The organism is Rathayibacter sp. AC451, assembly GCF_979253095.1.
Genome location: NZ_CEEDBD010000001.1, coordinates 2937594 through 2954066 on the forward strand (window position 1 = coordinate 2937594; position 16473 = coordinate 2954066).

Genomic DNA, 16473 nt, shown 5'->3' on the forward strand with positions numbered 1-16473 from the left:
GAAGCTAGCACACCCGTGCTAATCTCGGGTCATGGCCATCGATCGCGACGCCCGGAAGGCTCGGCTGGCCGAGGCCGTCTGGCGCGTGGTGCGCGAGCGCGGCATCGGCGCGGTGTCGGTCCGCACTGTCGCGGAGGAGGCGGGCGTGGTCGTCGGCTCGCTGCGGCACGTGTTCCCGACCCGCACGGAGCTGGTCGCGTTCTCGGCCGAGCTGATGGTGAGCCGCGCCACCGAGCGGATCCTCGCCACGCCCCGCACGGGCGACGCGCTCGCCGACGCGGTCGCCCTGCTGCGCCACCTCCTGCCGCTCGAGCCGGACAGCCGCGCGGAGCTCGAAGTGAACATCGCGCTGATCGCCGAGACGCCGGCGCTGCCCGAGCTGCGCGGCATCCGCGATCGCGCCCACCGCGAGCTCGCCGAGATGTGCGTGCTGCTCTGCGAATCGGTCGCGTGGCGCCCGCGCGACGCCGACCTGCTCGACGCGGCCCGCCGCCTGCACGCGCTGGTCGACGGGCTCGCGGTGCACCTACTGCTGCGCGAGGGCGAGGGCGAGTGGGCGGTCGGGGTGCTGCGCGGGGAGCTGGAGCGGCTGCGCTGAGCGTCGCCGGTGCCCCGGCTGCAGTACCTCCTGCGCTTCCTCAATAGTCGCGGTGACCGCGCCCGCTCCCGCGACTTCTGGCGAGTCGCGGGGACGCATCTCCCGTCGAACCGCCCACGAGCGGTTCGGGAGCGGCGCGACGACGGCCGCCTGCGGCCTACGCTGGCCGGATGGACGGACCTCTCGCCGGCGGGAACATGAACGACGTCGAGCGCAGCGGCGACACCGTCCTCCGGAACGCGGGGCCGTGGACGCCGACCGTGCACCGGTACCTCCGCTACCTCGCCGTCGCCGGGATCGACTGGGCGCCGCAGCCCCTCGGGATCGAGGGCGGGCGGGAGCGGCTCTCGTTCGTCGAGGGGGACGTGCCGCTCTACCCGTTGCCGGCGTGGGTGTGGAGCGACTCCGTCCTCGAGGAGGGGGCGCGGCGACTGCGCGCGCTGCACGACGCGAGCATCGGCTTCGGCCTCGACGGCACCGTCTGGCAGGCGTCGGCCAAGGTGCCGGCCGAGGTGGTCTGCCACAACGACTTCGCGCCGCACAACCTCGCCTTCCGCGACGGTGTCCTGGTCGGCGCCATCGACTTCGACATGTGCTCGCCGGGTCCGCGGCTCTGGGACATCGCCTACTTCGCGACCCGTGTCGTGCCGTTGACGGCCGTCGCTCCGGAGGGGGCGCCAGGGATGGACGACGCCCGGCGCCGCGTCGAGCTCCTCCTGCTCCGCTACGGCTCGGACGCGACGTGGGCGGACGTCCTGCGCGTCGCGATCATCCGCCTCCACGACCTGGCCGAGCTCTCGATCGGCAAGGCCGAGGAGCTCGGGAGGCCCCACCTCCTCGAGGAGGCGGCGGAGTACTCCACCGACGCGCGGTTCCTCCGCGGGCTGCTGGACGCCGAGACGCGCCCCACGACGCTCTGAGCGGCCGCCTGCCCTCGCGCTCCCTCGCGAGTCGCGGTGACCGCTGGCGCTTCCCGCGACTTCTGGAGGAGCGCGGCGCGCGCCCGCGCCTCAGCCCACGTGCACCGCAGGCCGCCGCACCGGGTCCGGCTCGGCGCGCCGCAGCACCTCGCGCGTCACCGGCGCCACCTCGCCCGCCCCCGTGATCAGGAAGCGGAACATGTTCGACAGCGGGCTCCCCTCCGTCCACTCGAAGTAGATCTCGGGGATCACGCCCGTCTCGGAGCGGATCTCGAGCAGCACCGCGGCCAGCGTGTTCGGCACGTTGCCGCTGCTCACCTGCAGCACGCGGAAGCCGTGCCGCACGACTCCGCGCACCTCCAGGTCCTCCTCGAAGTTGGACGAGTCTGCGCGGTGCACCTCGAGGAACAGCACGGGCGAGCGGGCCGGGATGTTGCTGTCGCGCCGCTCCTCGCTGAGCTTCGTGCGGTACTCCTGCTCCGAGTCCTCGTCGGGTTCGTGCGAGACGATGCGGATCACTCCGTAGTCGTCGGCGTCGGAGCGGACGAAGGCCAGCGCCTGATCGTCGAGCACGACGGAGGTCGCGCGCAGCTGGAACGACCGCTGCACCCGCGAGATCAAGGAGACGACGACGATGCCGACGATGAAGACCGCCGCGATCCTCACTCCATCGGGCCGCTCGATCACGTTGACGACCGTCGTGTAGACGAAGACGAGCGCGATCAGCGCGAAGCCGACGGTGCGCTTGCGCTGCCGCTGGCGCCGGGCCGAGAGGAACACGGCGACGGACGCCGAGGTGATCAGCACGAGCACGCCCGTCGCGTAGGCCCCGCCCTGCGCGTTGACGTCGGCCTCGAAGAGGATCGTGATGAGGAACGCGATCGCGGTGAACACGAGCACCAGCGGCCGCACGGCGGCGGCCCACTGCGGAGCCATGCCGTAGCGCGGCAGGTACCGCGGCACGATGTTCAGCAGCCCGGCCATCGCGGAGGCGCCCGCGAACCAGAGGATGCAGATGGTGCTGACGTCGTAGACCGTGCCGAAGCCGTCGCCGAGGTACTCGTGCGCCAGGTAGGCGAGTGCGCGTCCGCTCGCCTCGCCGCCGGGCTGGAACTGCGCCTGCGGGATCAGCAGCGTCGTCACGATGCTCGACGTGATCAGGAAGCTCGACATGATGATCGCCGCGGTCATCAGGAGTCGCTTGGCTCCGCGGATCCGCCCGGCCGGATTCGCGGGGGTGTCGCCGGGCGCGCCCGTGATCTGCGGCATCACCGCGACTCCGGTCTCGAAGCCCGAGAGCCCGAGCGCGAGCTTCGGGAACACGATCAGCGCGATCCCCACCATGACCAGCGGATTCCCGTGCTGCGTCGTCAGCGCGCTCCACCAGTCGGTGATCACCACCGGGTTCTCGGCCACGTGCCCGAACGACACCGCGATCACCACCAGGTTCAGGAGGAGGAACACGGCCACGAGGACGACCGCGATGCCGATCGCCTCCTTGAACCCCTTGAGGAACACGAGCCCGAGCAGCGCCACGAGTCCGAGGGTCAGCGGCACCTCGGCCCCCTCGAACCAGGCGGGCGCGAACGGGTTCTCGACCGCGTGCGCTGTGGCGTCGGCCGCCGAGAGTGTGATCGTGATCATGAAGTCGGTGGCCGCGAATCCGAGCAGCACCAGCACGAAGAGCTTGCCGCCCCACCAGGGCAGCAGCCGCTCCAGCATCGCGATCGAGCCCTCGCCGCGGAAGCTCTCGCGCGCGACGCGGCGGTAGACCGGCAGCGCGCCGAACAGCGTCAGCAGCACGAGCACGATCGTGGCGAGCGGCGAGAGCAGCCCCGCGGCGACGGCCGCGATCGCCGGCTGGTAGCCGAGGGTCGAGAAGTAGTCGACGCCCGTGAGGCACATCACCCGCCACCACGAGTGCGTCTTCTCGACGGTGGTCGCGTGCGGGCCCTGGTGCGCTCCGGAGTCCTCGGACAGGCCGGTGAGCATCCAGGCGCGGAGGGCGCGGCGCTTCACGGGCAAAGGAGGAGTGGGAGTGGCGGCGGCGCGCGCCGGAGAGGAGGTCACCTCCCGTTTCTACGCCCCGCGAGGGGGCCGCCAGGACCGTTCCGGGAAATCACCCGTGAGGATTCCGTAGGGATTTCGGCTGTGAGGGCGCTTCCGGCTCCGCTGCGCCCGCAGAGCGGAGGCCGGGAGGCGGGGATCGACGCAGATCCGCGACTCCGCTCGGCCTTCGTCCTGCCGGTGGTCACCAGTCCACGAGCGCGTCGAGGTCCTCCGCGACGAAGATGCAGAACGGATGCCCCGCCGGGTCCGCGAGGACGTACAGCGCCTCCTCCGGATCGCCGCTCTGGTCGTCGATCACCTCGGCGCCCAGCGCCAGGGCCCGCTCGCGCTGCCGCTCGAGCTCGGCGACGTCCGCGACCATCAGGTCGAAGTGCAGCTGCTGAGGGCGTGGGCCCTCCGGCCAGGTGGCATGCGGCAACCGGTCGACGCGCTGGAACGCGATCCTCACGCCCTCGGGCGTGCGCAGCGCCACCCACTCCGCGCGGTCGTCGGACCCGTCGGCCGGCGGCTCGTCGCCCGGCCGGTAGCGGCCGCCGAGGAGGTCGGCGTAGAACGCCGCGAGACCTCGCGCATCCTCGGTGTCGAGCACGATCTGACGCAGTCGCAGGGTCATGGCGGCAGGCTACGCCGCGTCCGATCGCGCCGACAGGGGCCCGGACGTCCGCGCGGCCCGCGCAGTCCGCGACCGAGGTCGGGATCACCGCCGAGTGCCGGGAACGCGGGTTCACCGCATCTCGCCCTCGGTTGCGCACACCCGTCGCGGCGTCCGTCGGATGCCGGAGCGCTGCCGCGTCGCTCAGCGGCTCGGCGGAGCGCCGGCCCCCGCGCCACCCGGCGCCGCCCCCGCGGTCGGAGTCGTCGTCGTGTCGACCCGCGCGGTCAGCGCCACGGAGTAGCCGGAGTCGACGTCGCCGGTCGTCGTGCCGAGCTGCAGCGCGCCTCCGTCGTCACCGAAGACGTTGTCGTCCTCGAGGGACACCTGCGCGAGGTTCGCCGTCGATCCGGCGTACGTGTCGAGCGCGTAGACCGCGGTGCAGGCGTCCGCGGGGAGGGCGACCTGCGAGGTCGCGATCGCGTTCGCCGAGTCGGTGATCGAGGCGACGTCGGGGTAGACCTCGAAGTGGATGTGGGGCCAGCGACCGGAGTAGCAGGCCGGGACGACCGAGGTGAACGTGACGGAGCCGCTCGCGTCGGCGACCTGCACCCCGCGGAGGTACGTCTCGTCCTCGACCCCGGAGGAGTACATCGAGTAGTTCCCGTCGGCGTCGCAGTGCCAGACGTAGACCGCCGCACCCGCGAACGGCACGTCGCCGTTCGCCGTGTCGAGGATCGTGAGGGTCAGCGCCATCGGGACGCCCGCGGCCGTCGCTCCGCCGTCGATGCTCGAGCGGATGTCGCTGCGCACGACTCCGGCGTTCTCGAGGACATCGGCTCCGTTCGAGCCGTCGCCCGGGTACGGGCCCGCGGTCTCGTCGGGGATCTCGCCGGTCGCCGTCGTGGTGCCGCCTCCGGTCGCGGCCGAGGAGGTGCCGGTGCTTCCGCCCGCCGCGGAGCTGCCCGCGCCCGTGGTGCACGCCGCGAGCCCCATCGTGGCCGCGCCGACGCCGATCAGCGCCAGCACCCTCCGTCGGCCGACGAGCGTGCCGACGTCGAAGAGCAGCCCCTGATCGACGACCTCCTCGCCGGGTCGGTCGAGGCGCCGCCCCTGGTAGGCGGGGCCGTCGGGCGTGAGGTCGGGCTCGGGGATGCGGGTCATGGGGTCCTCCTCGGACGTCGTCTGCAGGACCGACACTGGCCGCCGCGGCTATGAGCGCCCGATGAGGCTCCGATGACCCGCTGAGGAGGGCGGCCCGCGCCGCCTCCCGCAGGCCGCACCCGCTAGCGGACATGTCCGCCGCCGGACACCGTCCCGGAGCTACCGTTCCGGCATGTCCGAACCGCGCCCCGTCTCCCGCCGCACCGTGACCGCAGCCGCCTGGTCGGCCCCCGTCGTCGTCGCCGCCGTCGGGAGTCCGCTCGCGGCGGCCAGCGGCGAGACGCCGACGCTCAGCGCGAGGGCCGGCGCACCGTCCGTCTACCCGCCGGGCGGGACCTTCCAGGAGGTCTACTTCCGGAACGAGAGCGGCTCCGCGATCGACCCGAACACCCTGACCCTGTTCATCCCGACGGCCGGTCAGGGCTGGACCTGGCAGGGGTTCGGCGGGGGACCGTCGTGGGACTACGCGCCGGGAGGGTTCACGTCGACGTCCTTCACCTTCCGCTACTCGGCCGGCCTCGCCCCCGACCAGGAGACGGAGCTCTTCTACTTCCTCGCGAGCAACTGGACTCCCGGGGTGGAACCCGCCCCGACGGCCGTGCTCACCGCGACAGCTCCGGGCTTCACGCCCTGCGTGGTCGTGACCCCGATCCCGTACTAGGAGCGGCCGGGGCCGGTGGTCCAGGGCTTCGTCCGGGCGCGACGGTTCAGAAACCCGCGCGTCCCAGGATCGCGAGGATCACCGCGGTCTTCGCGTCGGCGTACGCGTTCATGTCGTCCCAGCGGCTCCGCATCAGCTCGCGCTTGACGCCCTCGTAGAGCGCCCGATCGACAGGGTCCGAGCGGAGGCGGTCCCGCAGCAGGAGGTACGCGTCGACCGCCGCGGCGCCCCGTTGGTACACGTGCACGTGCACGTCGCGGGCCGGGGTCCGCACGAGGCGGTGACCCGGCTCGCGCACCCGCAGCTCGTAGCCGGCGGCCAGGAGGGCGTCGAGGTGGTCCTCCTCGGCGGTGATGTCGTCGACGACCAGCACGAGGTCGATGATCGGCTTCGCCGCGAGCCCGGGGACCGCCGTCGATCCGATGTGCTCGACCCGCGCATCCGGCAGCACGTCGAGGATGCGCCGGCGGTGCTCCTCGAAGACCTCGGGCCAGCGCTCGTCGTACTCCTGCAGAGGGACCTCGAGCGGCTCGACTCCGCCGATCAGCTCGACCGCGGTGGCATCGGGGCGGCGGGGAGTCGTCACGGTCCCATCCTGGTGCCGCTCGGCCCGCCGGGGGAGGCGCAGCACCGGGGAGCCGCCGTAGGGTCGCGACATGACCACTCCGCCGACCGCGACCGGCGCCGACCGCGCCGGCTCGCTGCTGTCGGTGCTCGGAGTCGTCGGCGCCGCCGTCTGCGGGATCCTCGGGGCGGCAGGAGCCCTGTTGTCGCTGCTCGCCTTCGCGGCCTGCACAGCGACGTACCGCGGCTTCCTCCTCGCCCTGAACGACCCGCCCCTCGACTGCCTCGCCCGCCCGGAGTACGCACTCGTCTGGTGGTTCCTGCTCGTGGGAGCCGGAGCGGCTTGCTCCTTCCTCGCCCTCGTCCTCGGTGCACGGCCGCGGTGGGACGGGCGGTCCTCCCACGCCCTCGCGCAGGGAGCGGCCGCCTTCCTCGTGCTGGGGGCGGTCACCGTCGTCGGCGCGATCGCGGGCCTCCCGCTCCGCTGACCCGGCCGAGCGCGTCGCCGGGAGGACCGAGAAGGACGTGCGGAAGATCTCACGCCCTCCTCGGGGGGTTCCAGCAGCTGAGAATCTCTCCCGAACAGCCGGATAGTAGGAGCTACCCGTTCCCCAGCGGATCCGCAGCGCCTCCGCGCTCGGTCCGCGCCTCGTCAGAGAGACCTCCGTGCCCGGATCCGCACCACTCGCCCGCTTCTCCTTCCGCTCCAGGATCGCCGTCGCTCTCGCGGCGGTGGTGGTCGCGGCCGGTCTCGTCGCCGTGCCGACGGCGGCCTCCGCCGCGCCCCCCGGCGTTCCCGACTCCGCCGCCTGCGGGGAGGCCGGAGTGGTGAACTTCGACGTCGCAGCGGCTCCCGACCAGGTGGAGTGCCGCTACACGAACCGCAGCACGGACGGGATCGGCGGCGCCCCGGACACGTTCACGGTCCCGTCCAACACCCACTCTCTGGACGTCACGGTGCACGGAGGCCGCAACGGTGGGCTCACGACGGCGACCCTCGCCGTCCAGCCCGGGCAGGTCCTCCAGGTCAACGTCGGAGGCCGGGGCGAGGACGGCGGCAGCGGGCTGGTGCACCTCAAGAGGCGCCCGCTGGGCGGATGGAACGGCGGCGGCACCGGCGGCACCGACGGCTTCACCTGCTACATCAACCGCTGCGGCGACGGCGGCAACGGAGCGACCGACGTGCGGACCGGCTCCTTCGGCCTCGCCGATCGCGTCCTCGTCGCGGGCGGTGCGGGCGGAGACGGCGGCACCTACAGCACCGGCGGAGGCCTGAACGGCACCGACGGCTCGTCGGAGGGGACCAACAGCCTCTACGAGGGCAAGGGCGGCGGTGGAAGCCAGACGAACGGCGGATACGGCGGCGGCAACGCGGGCGCCGGCGGATTCGGCGGTGGCGGCGGCGGCGGCGACGGCAAGCCCACGATCGGCACCCAGGCGATCGGCGGCGGCGGCGGTGGCGGCGGCTGGTACGGCGGCGGCGGCGGCAGCGGCCGCTACTACGGCTTCGCCTTCCTCATCTACTACGCGGGCTCCGGTGGCGGCGGCAGCGGACATGCGGGCGCCGGAACTTCGAACGTCGTCTACGGCGAGGCGAGCTTCGAGCACGCCCACGTCGTCATCCGCTCGATCCCCGACGACTTCACCACGACCACCACGGTGACCTCGTCGCCGAACCCGTCGAACGTCGGCGACGACATCACCTTCTCCGTCACGACCACCACGGCCGATCCGTCCCGGATCCCGCTCGGAGGAGGCGAGGTCCTGGTCCAGTACAAGGTCGACTTCCGCACGCACGGCGGCTACCTGTTCCTCCGCGCTCCGCTGGTCATCGAGCCCGGCAGTCCCGGTCGCGGGACGGCGACGATCACGATGGACAGGTCGAACTCGCAGGGTCTGAACGACTACACCGACCCCGCCGTGTTCTGGGCGTCGTACTCCGGCTACTCGCAGAAGCGGAGCGACGGGACCTACACGGTCCTCCCCAGCCAGTCGGCCGATCGCACGCAGAAGATCGTCCGCCCGCCGGTGGTCGTCGTCCCGGTCGCTCAGACGATCGCCTTCCCCGAGCCGTCCGGCCTCCGCCTCGGCGGTCCCGACGTCGCCCTGGGGGCGACGGCGTCCTCCGCTCTGCCCGTCGAGTACCTCAGCAGCACCCCGGACGTCTGCGCGGTGACGGAGGCGAACGCCGTCCGTGCCCTGACCGGAGGGCTCTGCGAGATCGTCGCGGTCCAGGGCGGCGACCAGTCGTTCCTGCCGGCGCCGTCGATCGAGCGGTCCGTCACGATCGCCCGGCTTCCGCAGACGCTCTCCTTCCAGCCCTACACGGGCGACAACGCCGCGTCGGGCAACGCTCAGATCGGGGCCTCGTCGTCCCTGAACCGACAGGTGGTCTTCTCGTCGCTGACTCCCGAAGTCTGCGAGGTCACCACCCGCGGCATGCACAACACCCAGTCGTTCGGCAACGCCCGCACGCTCGAGGCGGGCACGTGCACGGTCGCGGCGGACCAGGCCGGAGACGCGGGTGCCGAACCGGCGGCGCAGATCCGGACCAGCTTCGAGCTGGTGAGGCTGGGGCAGGAGGTGTCCTTCCGGGTTCCGGAGGGCGTCCGGCCCGGCGATGACGACGTCCTGCTCTACGCGGGGTCGAACCACGGGCTCCCGGTGACGGTCACGACCTCGACGCCCACCGTCTGCACGATCGACGCCGATGCCTTCGTCCGGCCTCTCTCCGTCGGCACCTGCACGGTGAGCGTCGACCAGGCGGGCACCGATCTCTACCTCCCCGCCGAGCGCTTCACTCGGTCGTTCGAGATCGTCCGGGAGAAGCAGAGCATCACCTTCGACTACCCGCACGGACAGCAGTCCCCGCGAGGCGGCACCTACACGCCCGTGGCGTCGGCGTCGTCCGGACTGCCGGTGGTCTTCGGCGCGACCGGAGGATGCACGATCGCCGAGGGCGTCGTGACCTTCACCGAGGTCGGCGAGGTGTGCACGGTCACGGCCGATCAGCCGGGCACCGCCGGATTCGAGCCGGCGCAGCAGATGTCCGTCACGTTCACGGTCGCCAAGGAACCGCAGACGATCACGCTCACCTCGACCACCCCGGCCACGGGCGAGGTCGGCGGGTCCTTCGTCGTCACGGCGACGGCCGGCTCTGGCCTTCCCGTGAACGTCGCCGCCTACGACGCGTGCTCCACGAAGCGCGACTCCGAGGGTCGCGACGTGGTGACCTTCACCGCGGTCGGCACCTGCACGTTCTACGCCTACCAGCTCGGGGACTTCTACTGGGCCGCGGCGCCGACGACCCTGCACACCATCGAGGTCGGGCTCCCGGGTCAGACGATCGCCTTCACCTCGAGCCCCTCCCGCGACGGCTGCGCCCGGTGACACGTACGCCGTGACCGCGGCGGGCGGCGCCTCCGGGCAGCCCGTGCTGATCGGCGCGACCGGTGCCTGCACGATCGCCGATGCGGTCGTGACCTTCACCGGGACCGGCACCTGCACGATCACCGCGGACCAGGCGGGGGACGACCGCTTCCAAGCGGCGGCTCAGGTCTCGCAGACCGTGGCGGTCGGGCTGCTCGAGGGCTCCGTGTCCTTCGGCGGCGACGCTCCCGCGGACGCCCGCGTCGGCGGCTCCTCCACCCCGGTGATCGTCCGCGGTCCGTCGAGCGCGGATCCGGTGCTGACCGCGTCGGGTGCCTGCTCGGTCGCCTCCGGAGTCGTGTCGTACGACTCCGCGGGCACCTGCGCGCTCACGCTGGACCAGGCGGGCGACGCGCGGTACGGCGCGGCTCCCCGTGCGGTCCGCTCGTTCGAGGTCGGCCTCCTCGCCCAGTCGCTGAGCTTCACCTCGACGGCTCCCGCGACGGCGGTGGCCGGCGGCACATACACGCCGACCGCCACGGGCGGCGCGTCGGGGAAGCCCGTGCTGATGGGCGCGAGCGGGTCGTGCGCGATCGAGGACGGAGTCGTGACCTTCACCGGGAGCGGCACCTGCACGATCACCGCGGACCAGGCGGGGGACGACCGCCACGCGGCGGCTGCGCAGGTCTCGCAGTCGATCGCGGTCGGTCTCGCCGCGGGCACCGTCTCCTTCGGCGGCGAGGCCCCCTCGGGGGCGACGGTCGGCCAGTCCTCCGCCCCGGTGATCGTCCGCGGCCCGTCGAGTGCGGAACCGGTGCTGACGGCCTCGGGCGCCTGCTCGGTGGCGTCGGGAGTCGTGTCGTACGACTCGGCCGGCACCTGCACGCTGACGCTCGACCAGGCGGGCGACGCCCGTCACGGAGCCGCTCCGCAGGCCGTGCGCACGTTCGAGATCGCGCGGGTCGGCCAGACCCTCGCGTTCACCTCGGCGGCGCCCGCCGCGGTCGTGGGCGGCGCGGCGTACACGCCGACGGTGCGCGCGGGCGCGTCCAGTGCTCCGGTCGTCCTGGGCACGACGACCCCCGCGGTCTGCTCGGTGGCGAACGGCTCGGTGACCTTCACCGCCGCCGGCACCTGCCAGCTCACGGCCGACCAGGCCGGGGACGCGACCCACGAGGCGGCGCCGCGAGCGACGCAGTCCGTCACCGTGACGGCGGCCGCCCCGGTCGTCAGGAGGGCGCAGACCATCGCGTTCACGACGACGATGCCGAAGGCACCCGAGCGAGGGATCGCCTACCCGGTCGCGGCCACCGCGACGTCCGGCAACCCGGTGACGTTCTCGGCGAAGGGGAGCTGCACGATCGCGCCGACCGGCAGCGGCACCGCCGCGGTCAAGCTCACCGGAGCGGCGACCTGCACCGTCACGGCGGTGCAGCCCGGTGACGCCGTCTGGCTCGCGGCTCCTGCTGCGACCCAGACGCTGAAGGTGAGCGCGTCGACCCGGGCCGACCTGAAGATCGCCATGGCCCTCACCCCGGGTCGCCCCGCGACCGCCCCGGTCTCGGGCACGGTGACGATCACGAACGTCGGCACCCGGGACGCGGCGACCACCACCACCCGGGTGACGGTCTCGGCTCCCGTCGCCGATGCCCCCGGCGCGGTGCGGACTCCGGGCAAGGCCAAGGGCACCACCGTGCTCACCTGGACCGCGCCCAGTGTCGGGGTGGGGCAGAGCATCAGCTACCCGGTGACGCTCGCCACCCGCCCGAGGACGACGACGATCGACGCCAAGGTGTCGACCTCCGCCGCCGATCCGACGCCGGCGAACAACTCCGTGAGCCGCACGGTCCGCTAGGGCGACGACGGAGGCCGCGCAGCCGCTCCCCTCCCGGAGGGGTCGCGCGGCCTCCGTGCCGTCGTCGGCGCGATCGCGGGCCTCCCGCTCCGCTGAGACGCGGACGGGCCGGAGGGATCGCCCCCTCCGGCCCGCAGGAGCTACGCCGTCTCCTCCTGCACGTGCTTCTCGACCTTGTTCGCGCGCGCATTCGGCACGGTGTGGGTCATGACGAGGCCCTCGACGTCGCGCGGGCCGTTGTGACCGAGGTTCGCGAGGCGGGCGAGCTCGTCCTCGGACAGCGTCTGCGACTGCAGCGGAGGCAGGTCCTTCACCTCGTCCAGCGTGATGCCGAGGCCCTCGCCGACGCGGCGGCCGAGGTCGTCCTCCACGAGGTAGAAGTGCCAGAGCATCCGCTCCTGCACGGGGCGGGCCGCCTGCGAGATCAGGTCGACGAAGTTCGCCACCAGGTCGTCGCGCTCCCACTCCTCCATCAGCAGGTAGCGCTGGCCGGCCTGGGTGTAGTCGTTCGTGCGCGGGATCCGCTTGCGGGTGAGGCGGCCGGTGATCTCGGGGCCCTGGTCGTCGTGGGTCGGGTACTGCGCCTCGCGCAGCCCGCCGGTGATCGAGGGCTCGTAGTTCACGTGCGGGTTCTCGCCGCCGTGGTCCTGGTGGAACGCCATCTGCCCGTCGCGCTGATTGGTCGCGACGTGCACGTTCTTCGGCGCGTTCACCGGCAGCTGCAGGTAGTTCGGGCCCACGCGGTAGCGCTGGGTATCGGAGTAGGAGAACGTGCGCCCGACCAGCATCTTGTCGTCCGAGAAGTCGAGGCCGTCGACCAGGACGCCGGTGCCGAACGAGAGCTGCTCGTTCTCGGCGAAGTGGTTGGTGACGTTGCGGTTCAGCACCATCCTCCCGACCGTCTTCGGCGGGAACTCGTTCTCGGGCCACACCTTGGTGTCGTCGAGCGGATCGAAGTCGAGCTCGGGGTGGTCGTGGTCGTCCATCAGCTGCACGCGCAGCTCCCACTCCGGGTGCTCGCCGCGCTCGATGGCCTCGTAGAGGTCCTTCGACGCGTGGCCGAGGTCGCCGCCCTGCACGACCGCGGCGTCGGCCTCGGTCATGCTGCTGACGCCCACGGAGGGGATCCAGTGGTACTTGACCAGCTTCGTGTCGCCCGCGGCGTTCACCCACTTGTAGGTGTTCACTCCGAAGCCCTGCTGGTGGCGGTAGTCGGCCGGGATGCCGCGGGGGCTGAACAGGTTGACCAGCATGTGCATCGACTCCGGCGTCTGCGACATGAAGTCGAAGATGCGCGCGGGCTCCTGCCGGAACGTGACGGGGTCGGGCTTGAGCGAGTGGATGACGTCGGGGAACTTGATGGCGTCGCGGATGAAGAAGACGCCGAGGTTGTTGCCCACGAGGTCCCAGTTGCCGTCCTCGGTGTAGAACTTCACCGCGAAGCCGCGGGGGTCGCGCGCGGCCTCCGAGGAGTCGCGGCCGCCGATCACGGTCGAGAAGCGGATCGCGACATCGGTGCGCTTCCCCTCCTCCTGGAACAGCTTCGCGCGGGTGTACCGCGCGATCGGCTCGTCGCCCCAGGTGCCGGTCGCCTCGAAGTAGCCGAAGGCGACGGCGCCGCGGGCGTGCACCACCCGCTCGGGGATCCGCTCGCGGTCGAAGTGGCTGATCTTCTCGAGGAACTGGTAGTTCTCGAGCGTCGCGGGGCCGCGGGCCCCGACGGTGCGCTGGTTCTGGTTGTCGTAGACGGGGTGGCCCTGACGGTTGGTCAGAACCTTGCGGTCATCGCCCTCGGCGGGCGGCTGGGAGGAGACGTCGGTCATGGATCAGATGTCCTTTCCAGGTGGCGGTCCCCTCCATCCGATCAGAGACGTCCGACGGTCGCGCCGGGTTGACGGGGCACGGGGAGGCGATCCACACGGCGCTCGCATCATCAGCCGAGGAGGGGGCCCGTCGGCTGTCAGCGGTCAGCCCCTGCTCCTGGCTGAGGTTCTGCAGCACCGCCTCCTCGCCACCGGGCTCCGATCCGACGCGCGGCTCACCGGTCCGAGCTGACGTGCACCGTCTCGCCCTCCAAGACGAAGCGGAGTCCGCTGCCGTCCCCGAACGCCTCGCGCAGCTCCCCGGGGAGCGAGGGCGAGACGGTCAGCTGCGCCGTGGCGGGGAAGGACCGCGCGCTGCAGCCGCTGAAGACGATGCCGGACGCGTCGGTCTCGGCCGGGACCACGTACAGGCACGAGCCGCCGTCCTCGCCGCTGGGCCGCTTCACCATCCGGAGGCCGTGGAAGACGTCGGACGCGAGGGTGTCCTCGGAGCCGCCCCAGCCGGCGAGGTCGTCGGCGGGCGACAGTCGCAGTGTCGCCACCTCGCGGTCGTCGGGAGCGGCGGCCCAGGTCGTCACTCCGGCTCCGAGGAGCGCCGCGGCGACGAGGGACGCCGCCCAGAGGAACGGGATGCGGCGACCGGGGCGGGCGGGCGGATCGTCGAGGAGCGCGGGCTCGAGAGCCGTCGGAGTGCCGACCGGCTCGGGAGGAGCCGCATGTGTCCGCGGAGCCGCCGCTCCGCCCTCGAGTGCCCGCAGCCGCTCCCACTCCGCGGGTCCCAGGTCGGGGCGGCGCGCGGAGGCCCGACGCTGCAGCGCGCGGAGCTCGTCGTGCGGCGCCTCGTCCATGCTCCGAAGTGTGCCACCGCGTCAGCGGCGGACGGCCTCCGACACCGCCTCGACCGCCCGGTCGACCGCGGCGCGCCGGGCGCCGTCGTCCTCCTGCTCGGACTCGTGGACGAAGGCGGTCACGCCCCGCACGGCCCCGCAGTAGTCGACGATCCCGTGCTCGATCTGCGTCCGCAGGGCCTGCTCGTAGCCGTGGCGGTCGTAGACGCCGGCGTCGTCCCCGGCGATCGGCACGAGGTGCACGGTGAGAGCGCCGAGGCGGCGGCGCATCCCTCCGGCCGGGTCGATCGAGAAGGCCCAGCCGTTGACGAAGACGCGGTCGATCCAGCCCTTCAGCAGGGCCGGCATCGACCACCAGTACACGGGGAAGACGAGCACGAGGTGCTCGGCGCCGTCGAGCCGCCGCTGCTCGCGGGCGACGTCCTCGGAGAAGTCTCCGGCCACCCGGTAGGAGTGCCGATCCGCGGCGGAGAACCGCGGATCGAAGCCCTCGGCGGCCAGGTCGGCGACCTCGACGGAGCCGACCGCCGCGGCGATCCTCCGCGCGATCGTCGAGGTGAGCGATTCCGGATCGGGGTGAGCGGTGACGATGAGCGTGTTCACCCGGCCCATCCAACCGGGTCCCTCCTGGGACCGTCCCGGGTCAGGCGGGCTCGGGGTAGTTCAGGAAGTCGAGGTCCGGCATGTCCGTCATCTCGTCGCTCCAGGAGGGGCGCGACGGCTGCATCCGCTGCGTCTCGGCCTCGATGTGGGAGAGGACGGCCTCGTCGACCGGCTCCTCGCCGTGGCTGTTCTCGACCGGGGTCGACCAGAGCTGGCTGGCGGGTCCGATGAGGAGGTGGGCGTAGGCGCTGCTCCCGCCCTCGGTGATGACCGGCACGGTGACGACGTCCGACTTGCCGACATCGGCGAGGGCGCGCGCGTAGCGGAGGACGGCCTTGCACGTGACGTCGGCGACCAGCATGTGCCCGCTGGCGTAGTACAGCTTTCTCATGACCTCCACCCTGCGACGCCCGCGCGGGGTGCGCCAGGGGATTGTCCGCCGGCGCGGGTCTGCTCTACGCGCCGGCTCGAGATCGTTCGAGGCGTCCCGTTCCCGTCGAGGCGTCCCGCTGCTCGTGGACGTCTCGACGGCGCCGGGACGCCTCGTCGGGTGGCGGCTCCGCGCCCGTACGATCGAGGGGTGCCTGAGGAGCCCCGCCTGATCGAGACCGCGCCGATCGAGACCGCGCCGGAACAGACCGCGCCGGGAGAGAACGCGCCGCAAGAGACCGCGCTGATCGAGACCACGGCCGCCGATCCCGTGGCGCTGACGCTGTTCGCCCTGCAGGAGGCCGAGATCATGCGGCGCTACGGCGGCGACGACCCCGGGCCGCGCCCCGGACCCGCGACGCCGACGCTCCTGCTCCGGGTCGACGGCGAGGTCGTCGGCTGCGTGGCGCTCGCCGCCGAGGACGAGGTCGGCGAGATCAAGCGGATGTTCGTGACCGAGCCGGCGCGCGGACGCGGCTTCAGCCGACTCCTGCTCGCCGCGGTCGAGGACCTCGCCGTCCGGCACGGGGTCGTGCTGCTCCGCCTGGTCACGGGCACGCAGCAGCCGGAGGCCGTGGCCCTGTACGAGAGCTCGGGCTACGAGCCGATCCCCGGCTTCGGCTACTGGGGCGACGCGCCCGAGAGCCTCTGCTTCGCGAAGACTCTGGGCTGACGGCTCCGGCCCCACCGCGACGTGCTCGCAACCGAGGTCGAACGGGGCCGACGGCGCCCTCCTAGGCCGTGAGGGCCCTCCTGACCTCGGTTGCGTGCACGCTCACCCGCAGAACGGAAGCCGAGCGCCCCGATCCGACCGTGATCGGCTCGATCCGGGCAGTCGGCCTCGTCTCCGCGGGCAGTGGGGCGGCCGGCCGGGGCCGCCACCGGGCCTCGAGAACGCGCCTCGGGGACGCGCTCGCGGCGAACGGGAGGGCTCGTCCGACGCGCCCGGCGGAGGGCATGAGTAGTCTGAGGGCGGA

Annotated in this window: 15 protein-coding genes; 7 read left to right on the plus strand and 8 right to left on the minus strand. The window is 72.6% G+C overall.

Annotated features, from left to right (window positions below; translation table 11 throughout):
* The first annotated feature begins 31 nt into the window (after positions 1 to 31).
* Complete coding sequence (locus AC0CID_RS14050; protein WP_465227274.1) at positions 32 to 598, plus strand: TetR/AcrR family transcriptional regulator; 567 nt, start codon at positions 32 to 34, stop codon at positions 596 to 598.
* Positions 599 to 768: 170 nt separating this feature from the next.
* The gene (locus tag AC0CID_RS14055; protein ID WP_465227275.1) at positions 769 to 1518 is read left to right on the plus strand and encodes a phosphotransferase; all 750 of its coding nucleotides are present in this window, start codon (positions 769 to 771) and stop codon (positions 1516 to 1518) included.
* A gap of 90 nt (positions 1519 to 1608) precedes the next feature.
* On the opposite strand, the gene AC0CID_RS14060 is transcribed toward AC0CID_RS14055, so the two are convergent.
* The 3 genes from AC0CID_RS14060 to AC0CID_RS14070 all read right to left on the minus strand — a co-directional run bounded on the left by AC0CID_RS14060 (position 1609) and on the right by AC0CID_RS14070 (position 5344).
* Positions 1609 to 3510: an APC family permease gene (locus AC0CID_RS14060; protein ID WP_465228109.1), complete on the minus strand. Its 1902-nt coding sequence runs from the start codon at positions 3508 to 3510 to the stop codon at positions 1609 to 1611.
* A gap of 259 nt (positions 3511 to 3769) precedes the next feature.
* Positions 3770 to 4201: a VOC family protein gene (locus AC0CID_RS14065; protein ID WP_465227276.1), complete on the minus strand. Its 432-nt coding sequence runs from the start codon at positions 4199 to 4201 to the stop codon at positions 3770 to 3772.
* Between the two features lie 183 nt (positions 4202 to 4384).
* Positions 4385 to 5344, minus strand: a complete 960-nt coding sequence (locus AC0CID_RS14070; protein ID WP_465227277.1) for an intradiol ring-cleavage dioxygenase — start codon at positions 5342 to 5344, stop codon at positions 4385 to 4387.
* A gap of 172 nt (positions 5345 to 5516) precedes the next feature.
* Here AC0CID_RS14070 and AC0CID_RS14075 point away from each other — a divergent pair, with 172 nt between their 5' ends.
* Entirely contained in the window at positions 5517 to 6005 is a 489-nt protein-coding gene (locus AC0CID_RS14075; RefSeq protein WP_465227278.1) for a hypothetical protein, read from the plus strand.
* A 46-nt stretch (positions 6006 to 6051) separates the two neighbouring features.
* Here AC0CID_RS14075 and AC0CID_RS14080 read toward each other — a convergent pair whose 3' ends face one another.
* Positions 6052 to 6591: a GrpB family protein gene (locus AC0CID_RS14080; RefSeq protein WP_465227279.1), complete on the minus strand. Its 540-nt coding sequence runs from the start codon at positions 6589 to 6591 to the stop codon at positions 6052 to 6054.
* Between the two features lie 70 nt (positions 6592 to 6661).
* Between AC0CID_RS14080 and AC0CID_RS14085 the strand changes: the two genes are divergently transcribed.
* From AC0CID_RS14085 to AC0CID_RS14095, 3 genes are all read left to right on the plus strand, one after another.
* Positions 6662 to 7057: a hypothetical protein gene (locus tag AC0CID_RS14085; protein WP_465227280.1), complete on the plus strand. Its 396-nt coding sequence runs from the start codon at positions 6662 to 6664 to the stop codon at positions 7055 to 7057.
* A gap of 178 nt (positions 7058 to 7235) precedes the next feature.
* Positions 7236 to 9959, plus strand: a complete 2724-nt coding sequence (locus AC0CID_RS14090; RefSeq protein WP_465227281.1) for a glycine-rich protein — start codon at positions 7236 to 7238, stop codon at positions 9957 to 9959.
* 10 nt (positions 9960 to 9969) lie between these two features.
* Complete coding sequence (locus tag AC0CID_RS14095) at positions 9970 to 11793, plus strand: hypothetical protein (RefSeq protein ID WP_465227282.1); 1824 nt, start codon at positions 9970 to 9972, stop codon at positions 11791 to 11793.
* 140 nt (positions 11794 to 11933) lie between these two features.
* Here AC0CID_RS14095 and AC0CID_RS14100 read toward each other — a convergent pair whose 3' ends face one another.
* The 4 genes from AC0CID_RS14100 to AC0CID_RS14115 all read right to left on the minus strand — a co-directional run bounded on the left by AC0CID_RS14100 (position 11934) and on the right by AC0CID_RS14115 (position 15458).
* On the minus strand, positions 11934 to 13616 hold the full coding sequence (locus tag AC0CID_RS14100; RefSeq protein ID WP_465227283.1) for a catalase: 1683 nt from the start codon (positions 13614 to 13616) through the stop codon (positions 11934 to 11936).
* A 215-nt stretch (positions 13617 to 13831) separates the two neighbouring features.
* Positions 13832 to 14464, minus strand: coding sequence for a hypothetical protein (locus AC0CID_RS14105; RefSeq protein ID WP_465227284.1), 633 nt, complete (start codon positions 14462 to 14464; stop codon positions 13832 to 13834).
* A gap of 21 nt (positions 14465 to 14485) precedes the next feature.
* The gene (locus AC0CID_RS14110) at positions 14486 to 15067 is read right to left on the minus strand and encodes an NAD(P)H-dependent oxidoreductase (RefSeq protein ID WP_465227285.1); all 582 of its coding nucleotides are present in this window, start codon (positions 15065 to 15067) and stop codon (positions 14486 to 14488) included.
* Between the two features lie 40 nt (positions 15068 to 15107).
* Positions 15108 to 15458, minus strand: coding sequence for a hypothetical protein (locus AC0CID_RS14115; RefSeq protein ID WP_207404322.1), 351 nt, complete (start codon positions 15456 to 15458; stop codon positions 15108 to 15110).
* A 189-nt stretch (positions 15459 to 15647) separates the two neighbouring features.
* Here AC0CID_RS14115 and AC0CID_RS14120 point away from each other — a divergent pair, with 189 nt between their 5' ends.
* Positions 15648 to 16169: a GNAT family N-acetyltransferase gene (locus AC0CID_RS14120; protein ID WP_465227286.1), complete on the plus strand. Its 522-nt coding sequence runs from the start codon at positions 15648 to 15650 to the stop codon at positions 16167 to 16169.
* Positions 16170 to 16473: the final 304 nt, after the last annotated feature.

Excerpts from the sequence above, each read along its gene's own strand:
- AC0CID_RS14050 (WP_465227274.1), top strand. The coding sequence starts at position 32 with ATGGCCATCGATCGCGACGCCCGGAAGGCTCGGCTGGCCGAGGCCGTC.
- AC0CID_RS14055 (WP_465227275.1), top strand. The coding sequence starts at position 769 with ATGGACGGACCTCTCGCCGGCGGGAACATGAACGACGTCGAGCGCAGC.
- AC0CID_RS14060 (WP_465228109.1), bottom strand. The coding sequence starts at position 3,510 with ATGCTCACCGGCCTGTCCGAGGACTCCGGAGCGCACCAGGGCCCGCAC.
- AC0CID_RS14065 (WP_465227276.1), bottom strand. The coding sequence starts at position 4,201 with ATGACCCTGCGACTGCGTCAGATCGTGCTCGACACCGAGGATGCGCGA.
- AC0CID_RS14070 (WP_465227277.1), bottom strand. The coding sequence starts at position 5,344 with ATGACCCGCATCCCCGAGCCCGACCTCACGCCCGACGGCCCCGCCTAC.
- AC0CID_RS14075 (WP_465227278.1), top strand. The coding sequence starts at position 5,517 with ATGTCCGAACCGCGCCCCGTCTCCCGCCGCACCGTGACCGCAGCCGCC.
- AC0CID_RS14085 (WP_465227280.1), top strand. The coding sequence starts at position 6,662 with ATGACCACTCCGCCGACCGCGACCGGCGCCGACCGCGCCGGCTCGCTG.
- AC0CID_RS14100 (WP_465227283.1), bottom strand. The coding sequence starts at position 13,616 with ATGACCGACGTCTCCTCCCAGCCGCCCGCCGAGGGCGATGACCGCAAG.
- AC0CID_RS14105 (WP_465227284.1), bottom strand. The coding sequence starts at position 14,464 with ATGGACGAGGCGCCGCACGACGAGCTCCGCGCGCTGCAGCGTCGGGCC.
- AC0CID_RS14115 (WP_207404322.1), bottom strand. The coding sequence starts at position 15,458 with ATGAGAAAGCTGTACTACGCCAGCGGGCACATGCTGGTCGCCGACGTC.